Below are 14535 nucleotides of genomic sequence, written 5' to 3'. Positions count from 1 at the left end.
GCGCGCGGGCGCCGGCCCGTCAGGGAAGGGAGAGGCTGGTCTCGGCGAGCAGCTTGCCGCCGGACTCGGGCCGCTCGCGGAAGGCCAGCTTCAGGGTGCCGGCGGGCAGGGCGTTGCCGGCTGGCAGCTGCAGGGGCAGTTGCACGCGCCGGCTGGCATTGGGCACGTAGACGGCGACGCCGCCGGCACGCGCGACCTCGAAGGTCACGCCGGCCGTCGTCGTGAAGGTGGCGAGCAGGTCGCCGTAGATGGAGCGATTGCCGTCGCGCTTCATCTGGAAGGACAGCAGGCCGGGGCCGCCAGCGGCAGGGGGCTGCACGGCCAGGTCGGCGAGGTCCAGCCGGGCCTGCGTGTCGCCCTGGCGCACGATGACGGGGATGGAGGCGCCGACCAGGGCCTGGATGCTGACGCCGACGTCCTGCACGCCGCGCCTGGCCACGTCCTCGACGCTGCTGGCGCCCGTGGCGTCGGCGACGCGGTCGAACTGCAGGTGGGAGCGGTACTCCCCGGCGGCGAGGTCGTCGGGCTTGCGCAGCAGGATGCGCACGATCTGCGAGCCGCCCGGCGGGATGGTGACCTGGCGCGGCGAGTAGCGCAGCATGCTGTCGGCAAACTGCTCACCGGGGCCGGGCTGCTCGATGGCGATGAACTCGCCGTTCGGGCCCATGCGGCGGTTGACGAGGTTGATGCGGTAGGTCTCGGGCGTCTTGCCCTGGTTCATCAGCTCGACCTGGGCGGCGCGTTGCTTGTCAAAGACGATGCGCGTGGGGAAGAGCATCAGGTCCGCGAAGGCGGCGTGCGGCAGCAGCAGCCCGAGGGCCAGCAGCAGGAGGAGCTTGGGTGTTGCACGCATGCCGGCATGGTCGCCAGGACTTGAGCGCGGCAAAGCTCACATAAGCACTGCAAAGGCAGCGCAATTTGTTACTGGTAGTTGACCGTCACGTTGAAGCTGCCGGAATAGCTGCCCGTGCCCTGCAGATTGCCCACGCTGAGCGTGGCGCCGACGTTGATGGTCTGGGTGCCGCCGCCGGACAGCACACCGGTCACCGACGGGCTGCTCGAGAAGCTGTTCAGGGCCATGCTGCCGCTGCCGCCGTCGGTCAGGAAGGTGCTGCCGTCGATGGGCAGGGAGATGGTGAAGACGGCGTTCGGCGTGCCACTGATGGTGAACTGTGCGGCGCTGGCGGTGCCGGCCTGGTTGACCAGGATGACGCTGCCCGTCTTCATGCGGCCCCCACCGGGGGCGACGGTGATGCTGCCGCCACTGCCGGCCGTGAAGGCGCCGAAGGACAGGGCGACGTTGTTGGTCAGCGTCTGCGCCGAAGCTACCGTGCAGGCCAGCAGCAGGGCCCAGGGCAGGCGGCGCTTCATATCAATTGAACGCGACGGTGATGATCAGGGGCGGTTCGCCGTCGCCATCGGCATCACTGCCCGCAGCGCCTATCGAGATGGCCGCGGCCGGCCCGCGTGGCAGCAGGGCCGAGCCGGTGGCCGCGATGATTTCCGTGCCGAAAGCCTGTCGCGACTCCACCGCGGCGGTGATCCACGCCGGCAGGGCGCGCAGCGCGGCCGGTGTCGTCGCGCTGACCACGCGCGGCACCAGGGCGCCCGTGGCCGGCCCGGCCGGTGCGTCACGGGCCAGCAGCAGGTCCTGCACACTGATGGGCACACCCAGCCAGGCGTTGACGGTCACGGGCACGACGACGGTCGCGCTCGCCTGGGCTGCGGCGGTGGCTGCGAGGGCTGGCGCCAGCGGCGTCAGGGTGCACAGCAGGCCGGCGGCCGCGCACAGGGCGCAGGAGGCGCTCGTCATGGCTGACAGGGCTTTGCCCTCAGTTGTAGGCGACGGTGACCTTGACGACGCCGGTGTAGCTGCCGGCCGCCTGGCTGGAGCCCACGGTCAACTTGCCGCCCACATAGATATAAGCCGCGCCCGAGGCCAGGGTGCCGGTCGTGGCATCGGTGCTCGGGTCGGTCTTGCCGGTGGGCGAGGTGGTGGCGATGGCCTCGGTGATCCAGTCGACGGCCATGGTGTTGCTGCTGGCATCGGTCAGCACCGTGTCGCTGCCGGTGTAGTCGATGGAGAAGGTGTTGTTGCCCGAGCCACTCACGTCGAAGCGTGCCGCGTTGGCCGTGACGCCGGTCGGCAGGGCCGCCGTGCCGCTCTTGGTACGGGTGCCGTCGGTGGCCACCGTCACATCGCCGTTGCCGGCGACGACGTTGCCGAACACGAGGTCGGCCGACTTCGTGACCGCGATGGGTTGCAGCACGACGGCGGTTGCCGAGGCGGTCGCATTGTCGGCGGCCTGCACGGCCCGCATGCCCGTGGCCCCCAACAGCAGCAGGGCGCCCAGGGCCAGCAGGCTCCGGACAGGGGAGGTCTTCTTCAACGACTGGGTCATCATGGTGTTCTCCTCAATGCCCGTTGGGGCCAGCCCGCATGCTGCAGGTTCTCTCAACGGGCTTATCGGCCGAAGAAACCAGGGCTTGAATGTCAATTCACCACGTGGGGCCCAGCAGCAGATAGGCCGAGGTCTCGCCGCCCCGCGTCGTGCCCAGGGCCAGGAAGAAGGGTCCGAAGCGCGTGTCGACGCTGAGGAAGCCGCTGGCTGCCTGCTTCCAGCCGCTGTGAGGCAGGTTGGACAGCTTCAGCCCCGAACCCGCGCCGATGGCGCCGGCCTCCAGCGAGAAGCCGATGCGAACGGCACCGCCCAGGCCCACCGGCATCTCCCCGATGCGCCGCGCCATGACGACGCGGGCCAGCAGCATGTTCTCGCCCACCAGCGATCCGTCCGGTGTGCCGGACAGGCGCAGATAGCCGCCGAGAGAGCGAGCCTGGCCGCGCTCGGCATGGGCGAACTCGCCGTAGAGCTGGCCTGCCCATTCACCGAGGCGGAAGGCCGACAGGCCGAGCAGGGAGGCGTTGATGACGCTGTCCTCGCCGCGCGGGTGCAGCCATTCGATGCGCGCCGTCGTCCACTGGCCGCGGCTCGGGAAGGCCAGCGAGTCGAGCGTGTCGGTGTGCAGCTCCAGGTATTGCTGGCCATAGGTCTGCGACCGGCGGCTGCCGTTGATGACGGGCAGCACCACCTCGTCACTGGCGCGCAGCCGGCCGACACCGAAGCGCAGATCGCCCAGGCCCGCGACGCGGTGGCCCAGTTCGAGCTGGGCGCTGGTCAGGCTGCTGGCCAGGCGCAGCGCGCGCTGGCCCTGGTCGAAGACGTCGTTGCTGCCCGCCGTGTAGGCCAGCTTGGCGCTGGCGAACCAGCGCGAGCCCGGCCCCAGCGGCTGGTAGAACTCGGTGTTGATGCCGCGTGTGGAGCCGATGCGGGCCACCGTGCGCAATTCGGCACCCCAGCTGTTGAGCCAGTTGGCCACATGCATGCCGACCAGGGAGTAGTTGTTGGCGTCGGCGAAGTTGCTGTACAGCTCCAGGCCGAAGCGCACGCGGCTGGTGGCCCAGTCGGCCTCGGTCAGCTTGAACTCGACGTGGCGGCGGCCGTCGCGGTCGTCGATCTCGGTTTCGATGCGCTCGAAGTCGCCGGTGCCGTCCAGGCGCTCGACGGCGCGGGTCAGCTCGGCGCGGCCGACGGCATCGCCAGGGTTCAGGCCCAACTCCACGCGCAGGGCCTCGGCGTTGACACGCTGGGCGCCGCTGATCTTCAGCGCGGCCAGAGGCAGGGCGGGCAGGGCCGATTCGGGCGTGCCCAGGCGTTTGGCCTGCAGGGCCGCCTGGGCCGCGGGCGACGCGAGGGCGGCCAGGCGCGCACCCGCGGCCAGGGCGGCGCGCCGGCCGGTGGCCATGGCCTCGTCGGCGCGGTAGAAGTCCATGAAGCCCATGCCGGGCAGGTCGGGGTCGATGACGATGTCCTGGGGCTGCAGTTCGCGCAGCGAGCGCTGCACGTTCTGCTCGGTCAGGATCTGCAGCATCTGGTTGGCCACCATGACGGCGCTGGTGATCTCGCGGTCCTCCAGCAGCGGCGTGCCGACATTGACGGCGATGACGATGTCGGCGCCGAGCTGTCGCGCCAGGTCGACGGGCAGGTTGCGCACCAGGCCGCCGTCCACCAGCGGCCGGCCGTTGACGCGCAGCGGCGCGAACACGCCGGGCACGGCCATGGAGGCGCGCAGGGCTTCGAACAGCGGCGTGTCGGCCTGGTCCAGCATGGCGCCGGACAGCAGGTCGGTGGCAACGGCACGGAAAGGGATGGGCAGGCGACGCAGCGGGTCGTCCGCCCGCGTGGCGGGGATCAACGAGGACAGCGTGGCCTCCAACTGGCCGTTGGCCGCGGCGCCGCCGGGCAGCAGGGCGCCGCGCGACGGCGTGTAGCCGAACTCGATGCGCGAGGGCAGGCGCTCGTCGTCTTCGCGGCGGCGGATGGCCAGGCGCTCGCGCGCTGGGCGGTCGGCCAGGATGGAGTTCCAGTTGGCGCTCTTCACCAGGGCTTCGAGCTCGTCGACGCTGCGGCCCGAGGCATAGGCACCGCCGACAACGGCGCCCATGCTGGTGCCGACAATGAGGTCCACCGGCACCTGCATCTCCTCCAGCACGCGCAGCACGCCGATGTGGGCGAGGCCACGGGCGCCGCCACCGGACAGCACGAGGCCGATCTTGGGGCGCGGTGCGGCAGGCGGTTCGGCGGCCAGCGTGGAGCCGGCAATCAGCAGCAGGAAGAGGGACGGGAGAAGCAGGCGTTTCATGGCGGCCCGCACCATAGCAGCAGCGTCAGCGCAGGCCGAACTCCGCGAGCTCGCCCTGGCGGCGCAGCTTCAGGATGGCCTGGTGCAGCTTGTCGACCGGTTCCTGCGGCGTGCCGATCTGGCAGGCCACATAGGCGTCGACCCGGCGCACCGTCAGCAGGCTCTTGACCGGCGCACCGCCTTCGGCGCGGATGACGGGGTCTGCGGCGAGCTCGTTGGCGAGCCAGAAGTCCACGCGCCTGGCCTGCAGCATGCGCAGGGCCGTCACCGAGTTGTTCACCTCCTGGGCTGCGACGCCCTGCTCGCGCAGCCAGGCGGCGGGGGCGGACTCGCGCTGCACGACGACACCGTGGCCACGCAGCTCCTGGGGGTTCTGCGGGATCGCGGCCTCATCGGCGCGGGCATAGACCACCAGGGCGCCGCTGGCCAGCGGGCCGGCCCAATGGAAGGCGGCTTCGCGTTCGGGTGTGCGCGTCAGGCCGACTGCGCAGCTGCCTGGCGTCGAGCTGGCGGTCGCCAGGGCGCGCGGGATGGGCAGGGCCAGGATGTTCAGGGGGACACCGCTGACCTGGCCGATCCTGGCGAGCAGGTTGGCGCCGGGTCCGCTGACCGTGCCGTCAGCGGCCACGTCGAACAGGCCGGGGTTGGGAAACACCAGCAGCTGCAGCTGCTGCGCCTGTGCCGAACCGCAGAGCAACGCAGACAGCATCAGCAGGCGTCGCAGGCCGAGTCTCATTCTTCTCCCTGAAGTGGCGCTCAGGGTAGCGCCTGGCCGTCGTCCTGTCTCCCCGACAATGCCCCCATGACTTCCGCCTTGACCTCCCTGCGCATCGGTGAGGGCTGGGACACCCACCAGCTCGTCACCGGCCGGCCGCTGATCCTCGGCGGCATCACCATCCCGCACACCCATGGCCTGCTCGGCCATTCCGACGCCGATGCGCTTGCGCACGCCATCACCGACGCCCTGCTGGGCGCCGCGGCCCTGGGCGACATCGGCAAGCTCTTCCCTGACACGGCCGCCGAGTTCAAGGGCGCCGATTCCATGGTGCTGCTGGCCGAGGCCTACCGCCGCGTGCGCGAGGCCGGCTGGCAACTGGTCAACCTGGACACGACCATCGTCGCCCAGGCGCCCAAGATGGCGCCGCACATCGCAGCGATGCGCGCGCGGCTCGCCGAGGTGCTGGGCGTGGACTTCGGCCAGATCAATGTGAAGGCCAAGACGGCCGAGAAGATGGGGCCGGTAGGCGAAGGCCGCGCCATCGAGGCGCGGGCGGTCTGCCTGTTATGTCGCTGAGGTGCCGTTGAGGAGTCGCTAACATCGCGCGCCCCCTGACTCCCGAGCTGCGCGCCCATGCATGTCGAACCGCCCACCCACGCCCCCACCAATCTGAAGGAACTCGGCGTCCATTACGTGATGATCGTGCTGGGCATCCTGACCGCGCTGGGTCTGGAGGCGGGCTTCGAGGCCCTGCACCATCGCAAGCTGGCGCGCCAGACCATCGAGCAGGTCGAGGTGGAGCTGCGAGCCAACCTGGCCGAGTCGCGCCAAACACTGAAGCAGAACCGCCAGTCCATCGAGCAGCTCAACGGCGTCTATGCCGACGTCAAGAAGCTCATCGAACAGGGCCAGGCCAAGCCCGCCGCGCTGTACACGCTGTTGACCGAAAAGCTGCGCATCAGCGTGTCCATGCCCGGCCTGCGCCGTGACGCCTGGGACACGGCCCTGGCCGACCAGGCCCTCATCCACATGCCGGTCAAGGACCTGCGCCGGCTTTCCGAGGCCTACACGGCCCAGCGCGACGCGCAGCAGTCCTTCCAGACCACCTTCGGCTCGATCGCTTCCTTCTCGCGCCTGACCGATGCGACGGTGGACGCCGAGTTCGGTCGCGGCGACCCCGTGGACCTGATCAAGGCCCTGCATTCCTACCGGCTGACCCTGATCGCCGTGATCGGCGTGGAGCAGGGGCTGGAGCAGCAACTGGCGCAGGCCTTGGGTGAGGCGCCGGCGGCGGGCGCTGCCAGCGCCGCGGCCTCGCACTGAAACTCAGCGCAGACCGAACTCGGCCAGGTCGCCGTTGCGGCGCAGTTGGTCGAAGCCGGCTTGCAGGCGCTCGAGGGTCTCGGCTGGCGTTGCCAGGTGACAGGCCATGTAGAGGTCGATGCGGCCGAAGCTGTAGAGCAGGCGCGGCACCGGCCCGCTGAGGTTGCGGATGACGAAGCGGGCGGCCAGATCGTTGCCGAGCCAGAAGTCGACGCGCCCCGCCTGCAGCATGCGCAGGCCGATGGTCACGTCGTTGACCTCGTGGCCCGTCAAGCCCTGTTCCTTGAGCCAGGCGGCCGGCGTCGACTCGCGCAGCACGGCGATCTGGGCCCCGCGCAGGTCGGCGGGGCCTTCGACGTGGCGCGTCTCGTTGGCGCCGCCGTAGAGCCCGATGGCGCTGGTGGCCCAGGGGCCGGCCCAGCGGTACTGGGCTTCGCGCTCGGGCGTGCGCGGCAAGGCGACCAGGCAACTGCCGGGCTTGTGAGGCACCGTCTGCATCGCCCGGGCAATGGGCATCAACTGCTGGCTCATCTGCACGCCGCTGGCCATCTGCAGCCTTGCCAGCATGTCCGCGCCGGGCCCGACGATGCGGCTGCCGTCGGCGTCGAAGACTCCCGCGTTCGGATAGACCACCATGTCCACCGCCTCAGCTTGCACGGTGGCAGCGAGGGGCAGCAGCAGCGAGAGCAGGGCGGCCTTGCGCATGGCCACGAGATTAGCTCAGGCTGCCTGGAGTTTGAGCACCGTGATGAGGCCGCCGCCCTGGGCATTGCTGATGGACAGCTGGCCGCCCAGGCGCTGCACCGACTTCTCGACGATGGCCAGGCCCAGGCCGGCACCGCTGGCAGCGGTGCGTGCGGCGTCGCCGCGGTAGAAGGGCACGGTCAGGCGTTGCAGGCGGTCGGGCGGTACGCCCGGGCCGTGGTCGCGTACCTTGACCTCGACCCAGGAGCCCTGGCGCGTGGCGCTGACATCCACGCGCGCCGGCTCGCCCTCCGCATGGCCATAGCGGCGCGCGTTCTCGAACAGGTTGAGCAGCACGCGGCCGAGCTCGGTGTCGTCGACGAAGACCTTGAGGGCCTCGCTGACCTGCACGCGGAAGCGGATCTGGTCGGGGTCGCGGAAGCCCTGCACCTCGCGCTCGACGATCTCGCTCAGGCGGGCCTCGCGCAGCTGGGTCTCGTTGGGCCGCGCATAGTCCATGAACTTGCTGATGATGGCGTCGAGCTGGTCGATGTCCTGGGCCATGAAGTGGCGCGCCTGTTCATCGTTGACGCTCATCTCGGTCTCGAGCCGCAGCCGCGCCAGCGGCGTGCGCAGGTCGTGGGAGATGCCGGCCAGCATGACGGCGCGGTCTTCCTCGAGCTTGGCCAGCTCGCGCGCCATGCGGTTGAAGCCCATGTTGACCTCGCGGATCTCGCTGGTCATGGTCGTCTCGTCCAGGCGCGAGTCGTACTCGCCCTCGCGGATGCGGCCGGCGGCCTCGGCCAGTTCGCGCAGCGGCTGGTTGATGAGGCGGGCGATCAGGGCCGAGCCGACAACGGTGGCGAGCAGGGCAATGACCACCCACCACCAGTTGCTGGCGAGTGAGATGGACAGCGGCGTGGCGCTGGTCTTGAGCCAGAAGGCGTCCTCGCCGACGACATAGCGCACCCACAGGCCCGACACGTCGTTGACGCTGCGGGCCACGACCGTGTCCTGGCCCACGGTGCTGCGCAGTTCGGCGGCCAGTTGCTTGGCGAAGGGGCTGGTGTCATAGGGCAGCCAGCGGTCGCTGGTCTCGGCCACGCGCACCTGCACCGTGTCGCCGCGCGACATCGAGCTGATGACGGCGACGCGGTTGATGGGGTCGGTGTGCTCCAGCGCGATGCGGCTGAGCTTGACCAGGCCGGCCAGCTGCTCGGCCGACTCCAGCGCGCGCGGCTGGGCCTCCAGCAGCTTGAAGGTGTATTGCCAGGCCAGCACCGCGCCGGCCAGCAGCAGGGCCAGCCAGGCGAAGGTACGCCAGAAGAGGTTGAGCGCGAGGTGAGGGCGGGCCATGCCTTCCAGTCAAAACTAGTGGGGGACAGAGCTCGCATTGCGCTCCGGCGGTCTGTCCCGCAATTTATCAACTCATGCGTTCTCGTCGGGCACGAAAACGTAGCCCACGCCCCACACCGTCTGGATATAGCGCGGCTGGGCCGGGTCGGCCTCCAGCATCTTGCGCAGGCGCGAGATCTGCACGTCCAGGCTGCGGTCGAAGGGCTCGAACTCGCGGCCGCGTGCCAGCTGGGCCAGCTTGTCGCGGGAGAGCGGCTGGCGCGGGTGGCGCACCAGGGTCTTGAGCATGGAGAACTCGCCGGTCGTCAGAGGCAGCTGCTCGCCGTTCTTGGTCAGGCGGCGCAGGGCCAGGTCGAACTCGAAGGGGCCGAAGGTGACCGTCATCGGTTCCTTGGACGGGGCGCCCGGGGCTTCCGGCGGCGGGCGGCGGCGCAGCACCGCGTTGATGCGGGCCAGCAGTTCGCGCGGGTTGAAGGGCTTGGCCAGGTAGTCGTCGGCGCCCACCTCCAGGCCGACGATGCGGTCCACGTCCTCGACCTTGGCCGTCAGCATGATGATGGGCGTCTGGTCGTTGGCGGCGCGCAGGCGGCGGCAGATGGTCAGGCCGTCTTCGCCGGGCAGCATCAGGTCCAGCACGATGAGGTCCACCGTCTCGCGGGTCAACTGCTTGTTCAGGGCCCGGCTGTCCTCGGCAAGCAGGACTTCAAAGCCTTCCTGGGTCAGATAGCGGCGCAGGAGGTCGCGGATACGGGCGTCGTCGTCGACGACAAGGATTCGATTGGGACGGGGTGTCGCGCTGCTGTTCATCGCGGTTCCTGAATTTGTAACAACGGCATTGTGAGCAGGTTTGAAACCCGGTTTTGTAGGACATCACGCAGCAGTTACAGCTCGTTGCCAAACGCCCGGGGTAATCTGGGCTTTCCCTCCTTGCAAAGAGATTTCCTCATGCGCGCAGCCCTTGTTTTGTCCAGTCTGGCCCTGGCGTTGTCGGCCCATGCGGCCAATGACGGGCCGCCTCGTGAACGCCTCAGCCTGGCGGCCAGCGCCAGCGCTGAAGTGACGCGGGATGTCCTTGGCATCGCCTTTTCGACCACCCGCGATGGGCCGGAGGCCGCGGGTGTGCAGACGGCGCTGAAGCAGGCCCTGGATGCTGCGCTGGCCGAGGCGCGCAAGGTGGCCAAACCCGGCCAGGTCGATGTGCAGACGGGCAGCTTCTCCCTCTACCCGCGCAACGATCCCAGGACCGGCAAGATCAATGGCTGGCAGGGCAGCGCCGAGTTGCTGGTGGAGGGGCGGGACGCCGCCGCCATTGCCCAGCTGGCCGGACGCATCAGCACCCTGGGCATCGCCCGCGTCGGCTACAGCCTGTCGCGCGAGGCGCGCGAGAAGGCCGAGGGCGACATCACGGCGCAGGCGATCTCGCGCTACCGTGCCAAGGCGGCTGAATACGCCAAGCAGTTCGGCTACGGCAGCTATGTGATCGGCGAGGTCAGCATCAACAGCGAAGAGGCCGGGCCGCGGCCCGTGATGGGCCTCATGCGCATGAAGGCTGCCGGCGGCGACGAGGCCCTGCCGACCGAGGCCGGCAAGGCGACCGTGACGGTGAACGTCAGCGGTTCGGTGCAACTCACCCGCTAGATGATTCCGCGCTGACCTGCGTTCACTGCGGGGCCGTGCCGGGCCGCTCCCAAGCGGCACCGCAGCGGGCGTCGGCGCGGGGCCTCCCCCGCGCCGGTCCGCGCCCCCTCGGGGGGCGGTTCAGCGTACCCGCTGGACCGGGGGCAGACATTTCTAGACTGCCGTCCAGCCGCCGTCCATGGCCCAGGCCTGGCCGCGCACATTGATGGCGGCGTCCGAGCACAGGAAGACGGCCAGCGCGCCCAGTTCGTCAGGCGTCGTGAACTGCAGCGAGGGCTGCTTCTCGGCCAGAAGGCGGCGCTTGGCCTCGTCGTTGTCGACGCCGTCCTTGGCGGCCAGGGCGTCGACCTGCTTCTGCACCAGCGGCGTCAGCACCCAGCCCGGGCAGATGGCGTTGACGGTGACGCCGGTCGTGGCCGTCTCCAGCGCAATGCTCTTGGTGAAGCCCACCAGGCCATGCTTGGCCGCCACGTAGGCCGACTTCTGCGCCGACGCCACCAGGCCGTGGGTGGAGGCGATGTTGAGGATGCGGCCCCAGTCCTTCTTCAGCATGCCGGGCAGGGCCAGGCGTGTGGTGTGGAAGGCCGAGGTCAGGTTGATGGCGATGATGGCGTCCCATTTCTCGACCGGGAAGTCCTGCACCGGCGCCACATGCTGGATGCCGGCGTTGTTGACCAGCACGTCGATGCCGCCGAACTCGGCGTCGGCATAGGCCACCATGGCGGCAATATCGGCCGGCTTGCTCATGTCGGCGCCGTGGTAGCCGACCTTGACGCCCAGGGCGGCGACTTCGGCCTTGGGGCCGTCGACGTCGCCGAAGCCGTTCAGGATGATGTTGGCGCCTTCACGGGCCAGAGCGAGGGCGACGCCGAGACCGATGCCGCTGGTGGAGCCCGTGACGAGGGCGGTCTTGCCTTTCAACATGGAGGGGTCCTTCTGGGTTGCTAGGATGACTTCAAAGGATTGCATCATGACCCAGCCTCAACTGCGCTTCGTCAATTGCCTAGACAGCACCGGCCTGCATCGCATGGCTTACTGGGAGTGGGCCGGCCCGAGCGCCGACGCGCCGGTGCTGATCTGCGTGCACGGCCTGTCGCGCCAGGGACGGGACTTCGACGCCCTGGCCCGTGCCATGAGCGACCGCTACCGCGTGATTTGCCCCGATGTTGTTGGCCGTGGCCATTCGGACTGGCTGCGTTCGCCGGCCGGCTATCAGATTCCTGGTTATGTGTCGGACATGGTGGCACTGCTGGCACGGCTGGACGTGGAGCAGGTCGACTGGGTCGGCACCTCCATGGGCGGCCTGATCGGCCTGGGCCTGGCCTCGCTGCATCGGCCCGACGGCGCGGCCAGCCCCATCCGCCGCCTGGTGCTGAACGACGTCGGCCCGGCCATCCGCATCGAGGCCCTGCAGCGCATCGGCGCCTACCTGGGCAAGCCGGCGCGCTTCAAGTCGGTGGAGGAGGGCGCGGCCTATCTGCGCAGCATCTCCGAGGGTTTCGGCCCGCATACCGACGAGGAGTGGCATGCCTTGTCCGAGCCGCTGTTCCGCCAGGACGGCAACGAGTGGAAGCTGCATTACGACCCGGCGATTGCCTTGCCCTTCACGGCCGTGACGCCGGAGCTGGTCACTGCTGGCGAGGCCGCCTTGTGGGCCGCCTATGACCAGCTGCGCTGCCCGACACTGCTGATCCGTGGCGCCGAATCCGACCTGCTCACCGCCGAAACGGCGCGCGCCATGACGCAGCGTGGCCCGAATGCCCGCCTGGTCGAGCTGCCGGGTGTCGGCCATGCGCCCACGCTGATCCACGCCGACCAGGTCGCCATCGTGAGGGACTTCCTGAGTTCATGAAGACAGGCTTGATGCCCGAGGGCGCCGCGACGGCGCCCATCGTCGCCCTGCTGGATGCGGGCGCTGGACATTCCAATGCCGAGGTGGTGCGCGCCCGCGCCGTTGCCGAGCCGCTGCTGGCTGGCGAGCTGCTGGATACCGGCGAGAACGCGCTCGCGCATGCCGATGGCGTTGCCGCCATCCTGCATGCCGTTGGCAGCGCCCAGGAACTGCAGGCCGCGGCCTATCTCGTCTATGCAACTGATTTCCTAAGCAAGCCCGAGGAGGTCGTCGCCAAGGCCTTTGGCGACAGCTATGCCAGCCTCGTCATGCACACGCGCCGCCTCGTGCAGCTCCAGCGCGCGACGCGTGATGCGAAGCTGCCGGCCGACAAGAAGTCCGACCAGCACGCCGAGCAGACCGAGCGCGTGCGCAAGATGCTGCTGGCCTTCTCCAAGGACCTGCGCGTCGTGCTGCTGCGCCTGGCCTCGCGGCTGCAGACGCTGCGCTGGTACGCCGCCAGCAAAACGCCTTGTCCGCCGGAGCTGGCGGCCGAGTCGCAGTCGGTGTTCGCGCCGCTGGCCAACCGGCTGGGCATCTGGCAGATCAAATGGGAGCTGGAGGACCTGGCTTTCCGCTTCCGGGAACCCGAGGCCTACAAGGCGCTGGCCAAGGGCTTGCTGGAGACCCGCGTCGAGCGCGAGCAGCGCGTCGAGGCGGCGCGCGCGGCCCTGCAGGCCGACCTGTATGGCCAGGGCATCGCCGCCGAAGTGCAGGGGCGCCCCAAGCATCTCTACAGCATCCACAAGAAGATGCAGGGCAAGGACCTGTCGCTGGACCGCGTCTTCGACCTGCGAGCCCTGCGCGTCATCGTCGCCAGCGTGGCCGATTGCTACGCGGCCCTGGCGCGGCTGCATGAGATCTACACGCCGGTGCCGGGCGAGTTCGACGACTACATCGCCAAGCCGAAAGCGAATGGCTACCAGTCCCTGCACACCGTCGTGCTCGGGCCCGACGGCAAGGCCATGGAGGTGCAGATCCGCACGCGCGAGATGCACGAGCATGCCGAGCATGGCGTGGCCGCGCACTGGGCCTACAAGGAGGCCGGCGCGCGCGGCTACGCAGGTGTCAGTGCGGCTGGCGAGTTCGAGGAGCAGGTGGCACGGGCCCGCAAGGCCGTGCTGAACCAGCTGCTGGCCTGGGAGCGCGACGCGACCCATGCCGAGGGCGCGCCGGGCTTCGATGACCGCATCTACGTCTTCACGCCGCAGGCCACCATCGTCGAGCTGGCGGCCGGCGCGACGCCGGTGGACTTTGCCTATGCGGTGCACACCGACCTCGGCCACCGCTGCCGCGGTGCGCGCATCGACGGCCAGATGCTGCCGCTGAACACGCCGCTGCACAGCGGCCAGACGGTGGAGATCATCGCGACCAAGGAAGGCGGGCCGTCGCTGGACTGGCTCAACCCCGAACTCGGCTATCTGCAGAGCCAGCGTTCGCGTGCCAAGGTCAGAGCCTGGTTCAACGCCCTGCAGCAGGCGCAGACCATCGCCAAGGGCCGTGAGCTGGTCGAGAAGCTGCTGCAGCGCGAGGGCAAGACCGCGCTCAAGCTCGACGAGCTGGCGGCACGCCTGGGCTTCAAGGGTGCTGATGCGCTGTTCGAAGTGGTTGGCAAGGACGAGTACTCGCTGCGCAATATCGAGCTGCTGCTGCGCCCGCCCGAGCCGGTGGCCGACGAGGACGAATTGCTGGCGCAACGGCACACGCGCAGCGCGAGCAGCAATCGCGGCGGCGTGCTGGTGGTGGGCATTGACTCGCTGCTGACGACGCTGTCGCGCTGCTGCCGGCCGGCGCCACCCGATGCCATCTCCGGCTTCGTCACGCGCGGCAAGGGCGTGGCCATCCATCGCAGCGACTGCAGCAACCTCGCGGAGATGAAGCGCCGTTCGCCTGAACGCGTCATTGCGGTGGAGTGGGGCGGTGGCGAAATGGTGGGCAAGGGTGCGCCGGTGTATCCCGTCGACGTGCTCGTCGAGGCTGGCGACCGTCAGGGCCTGCTGCGCGATGTGCTGGAAGTCTTTGCGAAAGAGAAGATGAACGTCGTGGCGGTGAACACGCAGTCCATGAAGCCCGGCGCCGTGAAGCCCAAGGCCGGTGGCGGCGACACGGCCTGGATGAGCTTCACGCTGGAGCTGTCGGACGCGTCCAAACTGGCCAAGGTGCTGCGCGATCTCTGCGCGATTTCAGGCGTCCGTTCAGCCCGTCGGAAGTGAATCTGGACAAC

At 69.4% G+C, this 14535-nt stretch carries 15 protein-coding genes; 5 read left to right on the top strand and 10 right to left on the bottom strand.

What is annotated here, in order from left to right; all coding sequences use genetic code 11:
* Positions 1-19: 19 nt before the first annotated feature.
* The 6 genes from ACS5PN_RS07365 to ACS5PN_RS07340 form a co-directional block, all read right to left on the bottom strand.
* Positions 20-853: a molecular chaperone gene (locus ACS5PN_RS07365; RefSeq protein ID WP_439463271.1), complete on the bottom strand. Its 834-nt coding sequence runs from the start codon at positions 851-853 to the stop codon at positions 20-22.
* 68 nt (positions 854-921) lie between these two features.
* Positions 922-1371 (bottom strand): DUF4402 domain-containing protein, encoded by a 450-nt coding sequence (locus ACS5PN_RS07360; protein WP_439463270.1) that lies wholly within the window; start codon positions 1369-1371, stop codon positions 922-924.
* 1 nt (position 1372) lies between these two features.
* Positions 1373-1813, bottom strand: a complete 441-nt coding sequence (locus ACS5PN_RS07355) for a hypothetical protein (RefSeq protein ID WP_439463269.1) — start codon at positions 1811-1813, stop codon at positions 1373-1375.
* Positions 1814-1832: 19 nt separating this feature from the next.
* A complete protein-coding gene (locus tag ACS5PN_RS07350) occupies positions 1833-2402 on the bottom strand; it encodes a DUF4402 domain-containing protein (protein WP_439463268.1) in 570 nt (189 codons plus the stop codon).
* Between the two features lie 97 nt (positions 2403-2499).
* The gene (locus ACS5PN_RS07345) at positions 2500-4701 is read right to left on the bottom strand and encodes a patatin-like phospholipase family protein (protein WP_439463267.1); all 2202 of its coding nucleotides are present in this window, start codon (positions 4699-4701) and stop codon (positions 2500-2502) included.
* A gap of 25 nt (positions 4702-4726) precedes the next feature.
* A complete protein-coding gene (locus ACS5PN_RS07340) occupies positions 4727-5437 on the bottom strand; it encodes a substrate-binding periplasmic protein (RefSeq protein WP_439463266.1) in 711 nt (236 codons plus the stop codon).
* 66 nt (positions 5438-5503) lie between these two features.
* On the opposite strand from ACS5PN_RS07340, the gene ispF reads away from it, so the two are divergent.
* On the top strand, positions 5504-5995 hold the full coding sequence (ispF, locus tag ACS5PN_RS07335; RefSeq protein WP_439463265.1) for a 2-C-methyl-D-erythritol 2,4-cyclodiphosphate synthase: 492 nt from the start codon (positions 5504-5506) through the stop codon (positions 5993-5995).
* A gap of 57 nt (positions 5996-6052) precedes the next feature.
* Positions 6053-6742, top strand: a complete 690-nt coding sequence (locus tag ACS5PN_RS07330) for a hypothetical protein (protein WP_439463264.1) — start codon at positions 6053-6055, stop codon at positions 6740-6742.
* Positions 6743-6745: 3 nt separating this feature from the next.
* On the opposite strand, the gene ACS5PN_RS07325 is transcribed toward ACS5PN_RS07330, so the two are convergent.
* The 3 genes from ACS5PN_RS07325 to ompR form a co-directional block, all read right to left on the bottom strand.
* Positions 6746-7447 (bottom strand): substrate-binding periplasmic protein, encoded by a 702-nt coding sequence (locus ACS5PN_RS07325; RefSeq protein WP_439463263.1) that lies wholly within the window; start codon positions 7445-7447, stop codon positions 6746-6748.
* Positions 7448-7462: 15 nt separating this feature from the next.
* Positions 7463-8782: an ATP-binding protein gene (locus ACS5PN_RS07320; RefSeq protein ID WP_439463262.1), complete on the bottom strand. Its 1320-nt coding sequence runs from the start codon at positions 8780-8782 to the stop codon at positions 7463-7465.
* Between the two features lie 72 nt (positions 8783-8854).
* Entirely contained in the window at positions 8855-9589 is a 735-nt protein-coding gene (gene ompR / locus ACS5PN_RS07315) for an osmolarity response regulator transcription factor OmpR (RefSeq protein WP_056197934.1), read from the bottom strand.
* Between the two features lie 138 nt (positions 9590-9727).
* Here ompR and ACS5PN_RS07310 point away from each other — a divergent pair, with 138 nt between their 5' ends.
* Positions 9728-10420: an SIMPL domain-containing protein gene (locus tag ACS5PN_RS07310; RefSeq protein WP_439463261.1), complete on the top strand. Its 693-nt coding sequence runs from the start codon at positions 9728-9730 to the stop codon at positions 10418-10420.
* A gap of 153 nt (positions 10421-10573) precedes the next feature.
* Here the strand turns inward: ACS5PN_RS07310 and ACS5PN_RS07305 are convergent, their stop codons facing one another.
* Entirely contained in the window at positions 10574-11344 is a 771-nt protein-coding gene (locus tag ACS5PN_RS07305; RefSeq protein WP_439463260.1) for a 3-hydroxybutyrate dehydrogenase, read from the bottom strand.
* A gap of 46 nt (positions 11345-11390) precedes the next feature.
* Between ACS5PN_RS07305 and ACS5PN_RS07300 the strand changes: the two genes are divergently transcribed.
* On the top strand, positions 11391-12272 hold the full coding sequence (locus ACS5PN_RS07300; protein ID WP_439463259.1) for an alpha/beta fold hydrolase: 882 nt from the start codon (positions 11391-11393) through the stop codon (positions 12270-12272).
* Complete coding sequence (locus ACS5PN_RS07295; protein ID WP_439463258.1) at positions 12269-14524, top strand: RelA/SpoT family protein; 2256 nt, start codon at positions 12269-12271, stop codon at positions 14522-14524. The genes ACS5PN_RS07300 and ACS5PN_RS07295 overlap by 4 nt, the downstream gene beginning before the upstream one ends.
* Positions 14525-14535 lie beyond the last annotated feature (11 nt).

Source organism: Roseateles sp. NT4 (assembly GCF_051857475.1).
Classification (GTDB): Bacteria; Pseudomonadota; Gammaproteobacteria; order Burkholderiales; family Burkholderiaceae_C; genus Pelomonas.
The sequence above is the reverse complement of the archived record's forward strand: the minus strand, read 5'-3'. Positions and strand labels throughout refer to the sequence as shown.

Bases quoted from the DNA above. Each gene is read 5' to 3' on its own strand.
- ACS5PN_RS07365 (WP_439463271.1), bottom strand. From the start codon at position 853: ATGCGTGCAACACCCAAGCTCCTCCTGCTGCTGGCCCTCGGGCTGCTG.
- ACS5PN_RS07360 (WP_439463270.1), bottom strand. From the start codon at position 1,371: ATGAAGCGCCGCCTGCCCTGGGCCCTGCTGCTGGCCTGCACGGTAGCT.
- ACS5PN_RS07355 (WP_439463269.1), bottom strand. From the start codon at position 1,813: ATGACGAGCGCCTCCTGCGCCCTGTGCGCGGCCGCCGGCCTGCTGTGC.
- ACS5PN_RS07350 (WP_439463268.1), bottom strand. From the start codon at position 2,402: ATGACCCAGTCGTTGAAGAAGACCTCCCCTGTCCGGAGCCTGCTGGCC.
- ACS5PN_RS07345 (WP_439463267.1), bottom strand. From the start codon at position 4,701: ATGAAACGCCTGCTTCTCCCGTCCCTCTTCCTGCTGCTGATTGCCGGC.
- ACS5PN_RS07340 (WP_439463266.1), bottom strand. From the start codon at position 5,437: ATGAGACTCGGCCTGCGACGCCTGCTGATGCTGTCTGCGTTGCTCTGC.
- ispF (WP_439463265.1), top strand. From the start codon at position 5,504: ATGACTTCCGCCTTGACCTCCCTGCGCATCGGTGAGGGCTGGGACACC.
- ACS5PN_RS07330 (WP_439463264.1), top strand. From the start codon at position 6,053: ATGCATGTCGAACCGCCCACCCACGCCCCCACCAATCTGAAGGAACTC.
- ACS5PN_RS07325 (WP_439463263.1), bottom strand. From the start codon at position 7,447: ATGCGCAAGGCCGCCCTGCTCTCGCTGCTGCTGCCCCTCGCTGCCACC.
- ACS5PN_RS07320 (WP_439463262.1), bottom strand. From the start codon at position 8,782: ATGGCCCGCCCTCACCTCGCGCTCAACCTCTTCTGGCGTACCTTCGCC.
- ompR (WP_056197934.1), bottom strand. From the start codon at position 9,589: ATGAACAGCAGCGCGACACCCCGTCCCAATCGAATCCTTGTCGTCGAC.
- ACS5PN_RS07310 (WP_439463261.1), top strand. From the start codon at position 9,728: ATGCGCGCAGCCCTTGTTTTGTCCAGTCTGGCCCTGGCGTTGTCGGCC.
- ACS5PN_RS07305 (WP_439463260.1), bottom strand. From the start codon at position 11,344: ATGTTGAAAGGCAAGACCGCCCTCGTCACGGGCTCCACCAGCGGCATC.
- ACS5PN_RS07300 (WP_439463259.1), top strand. From the start codon at position 11,391: ATGACCCAGCCTCAACTGCGCTTCGTCAATTGCCTAGACAGCACCGGC.
- ACS5PN_RS07295 (WP_439463258.1), top strand. From the start codon at position 12,269: ATGAAGACAGGCTTGATGCCCGAGGGCGCCGCGACGGCGCCCATCGTC.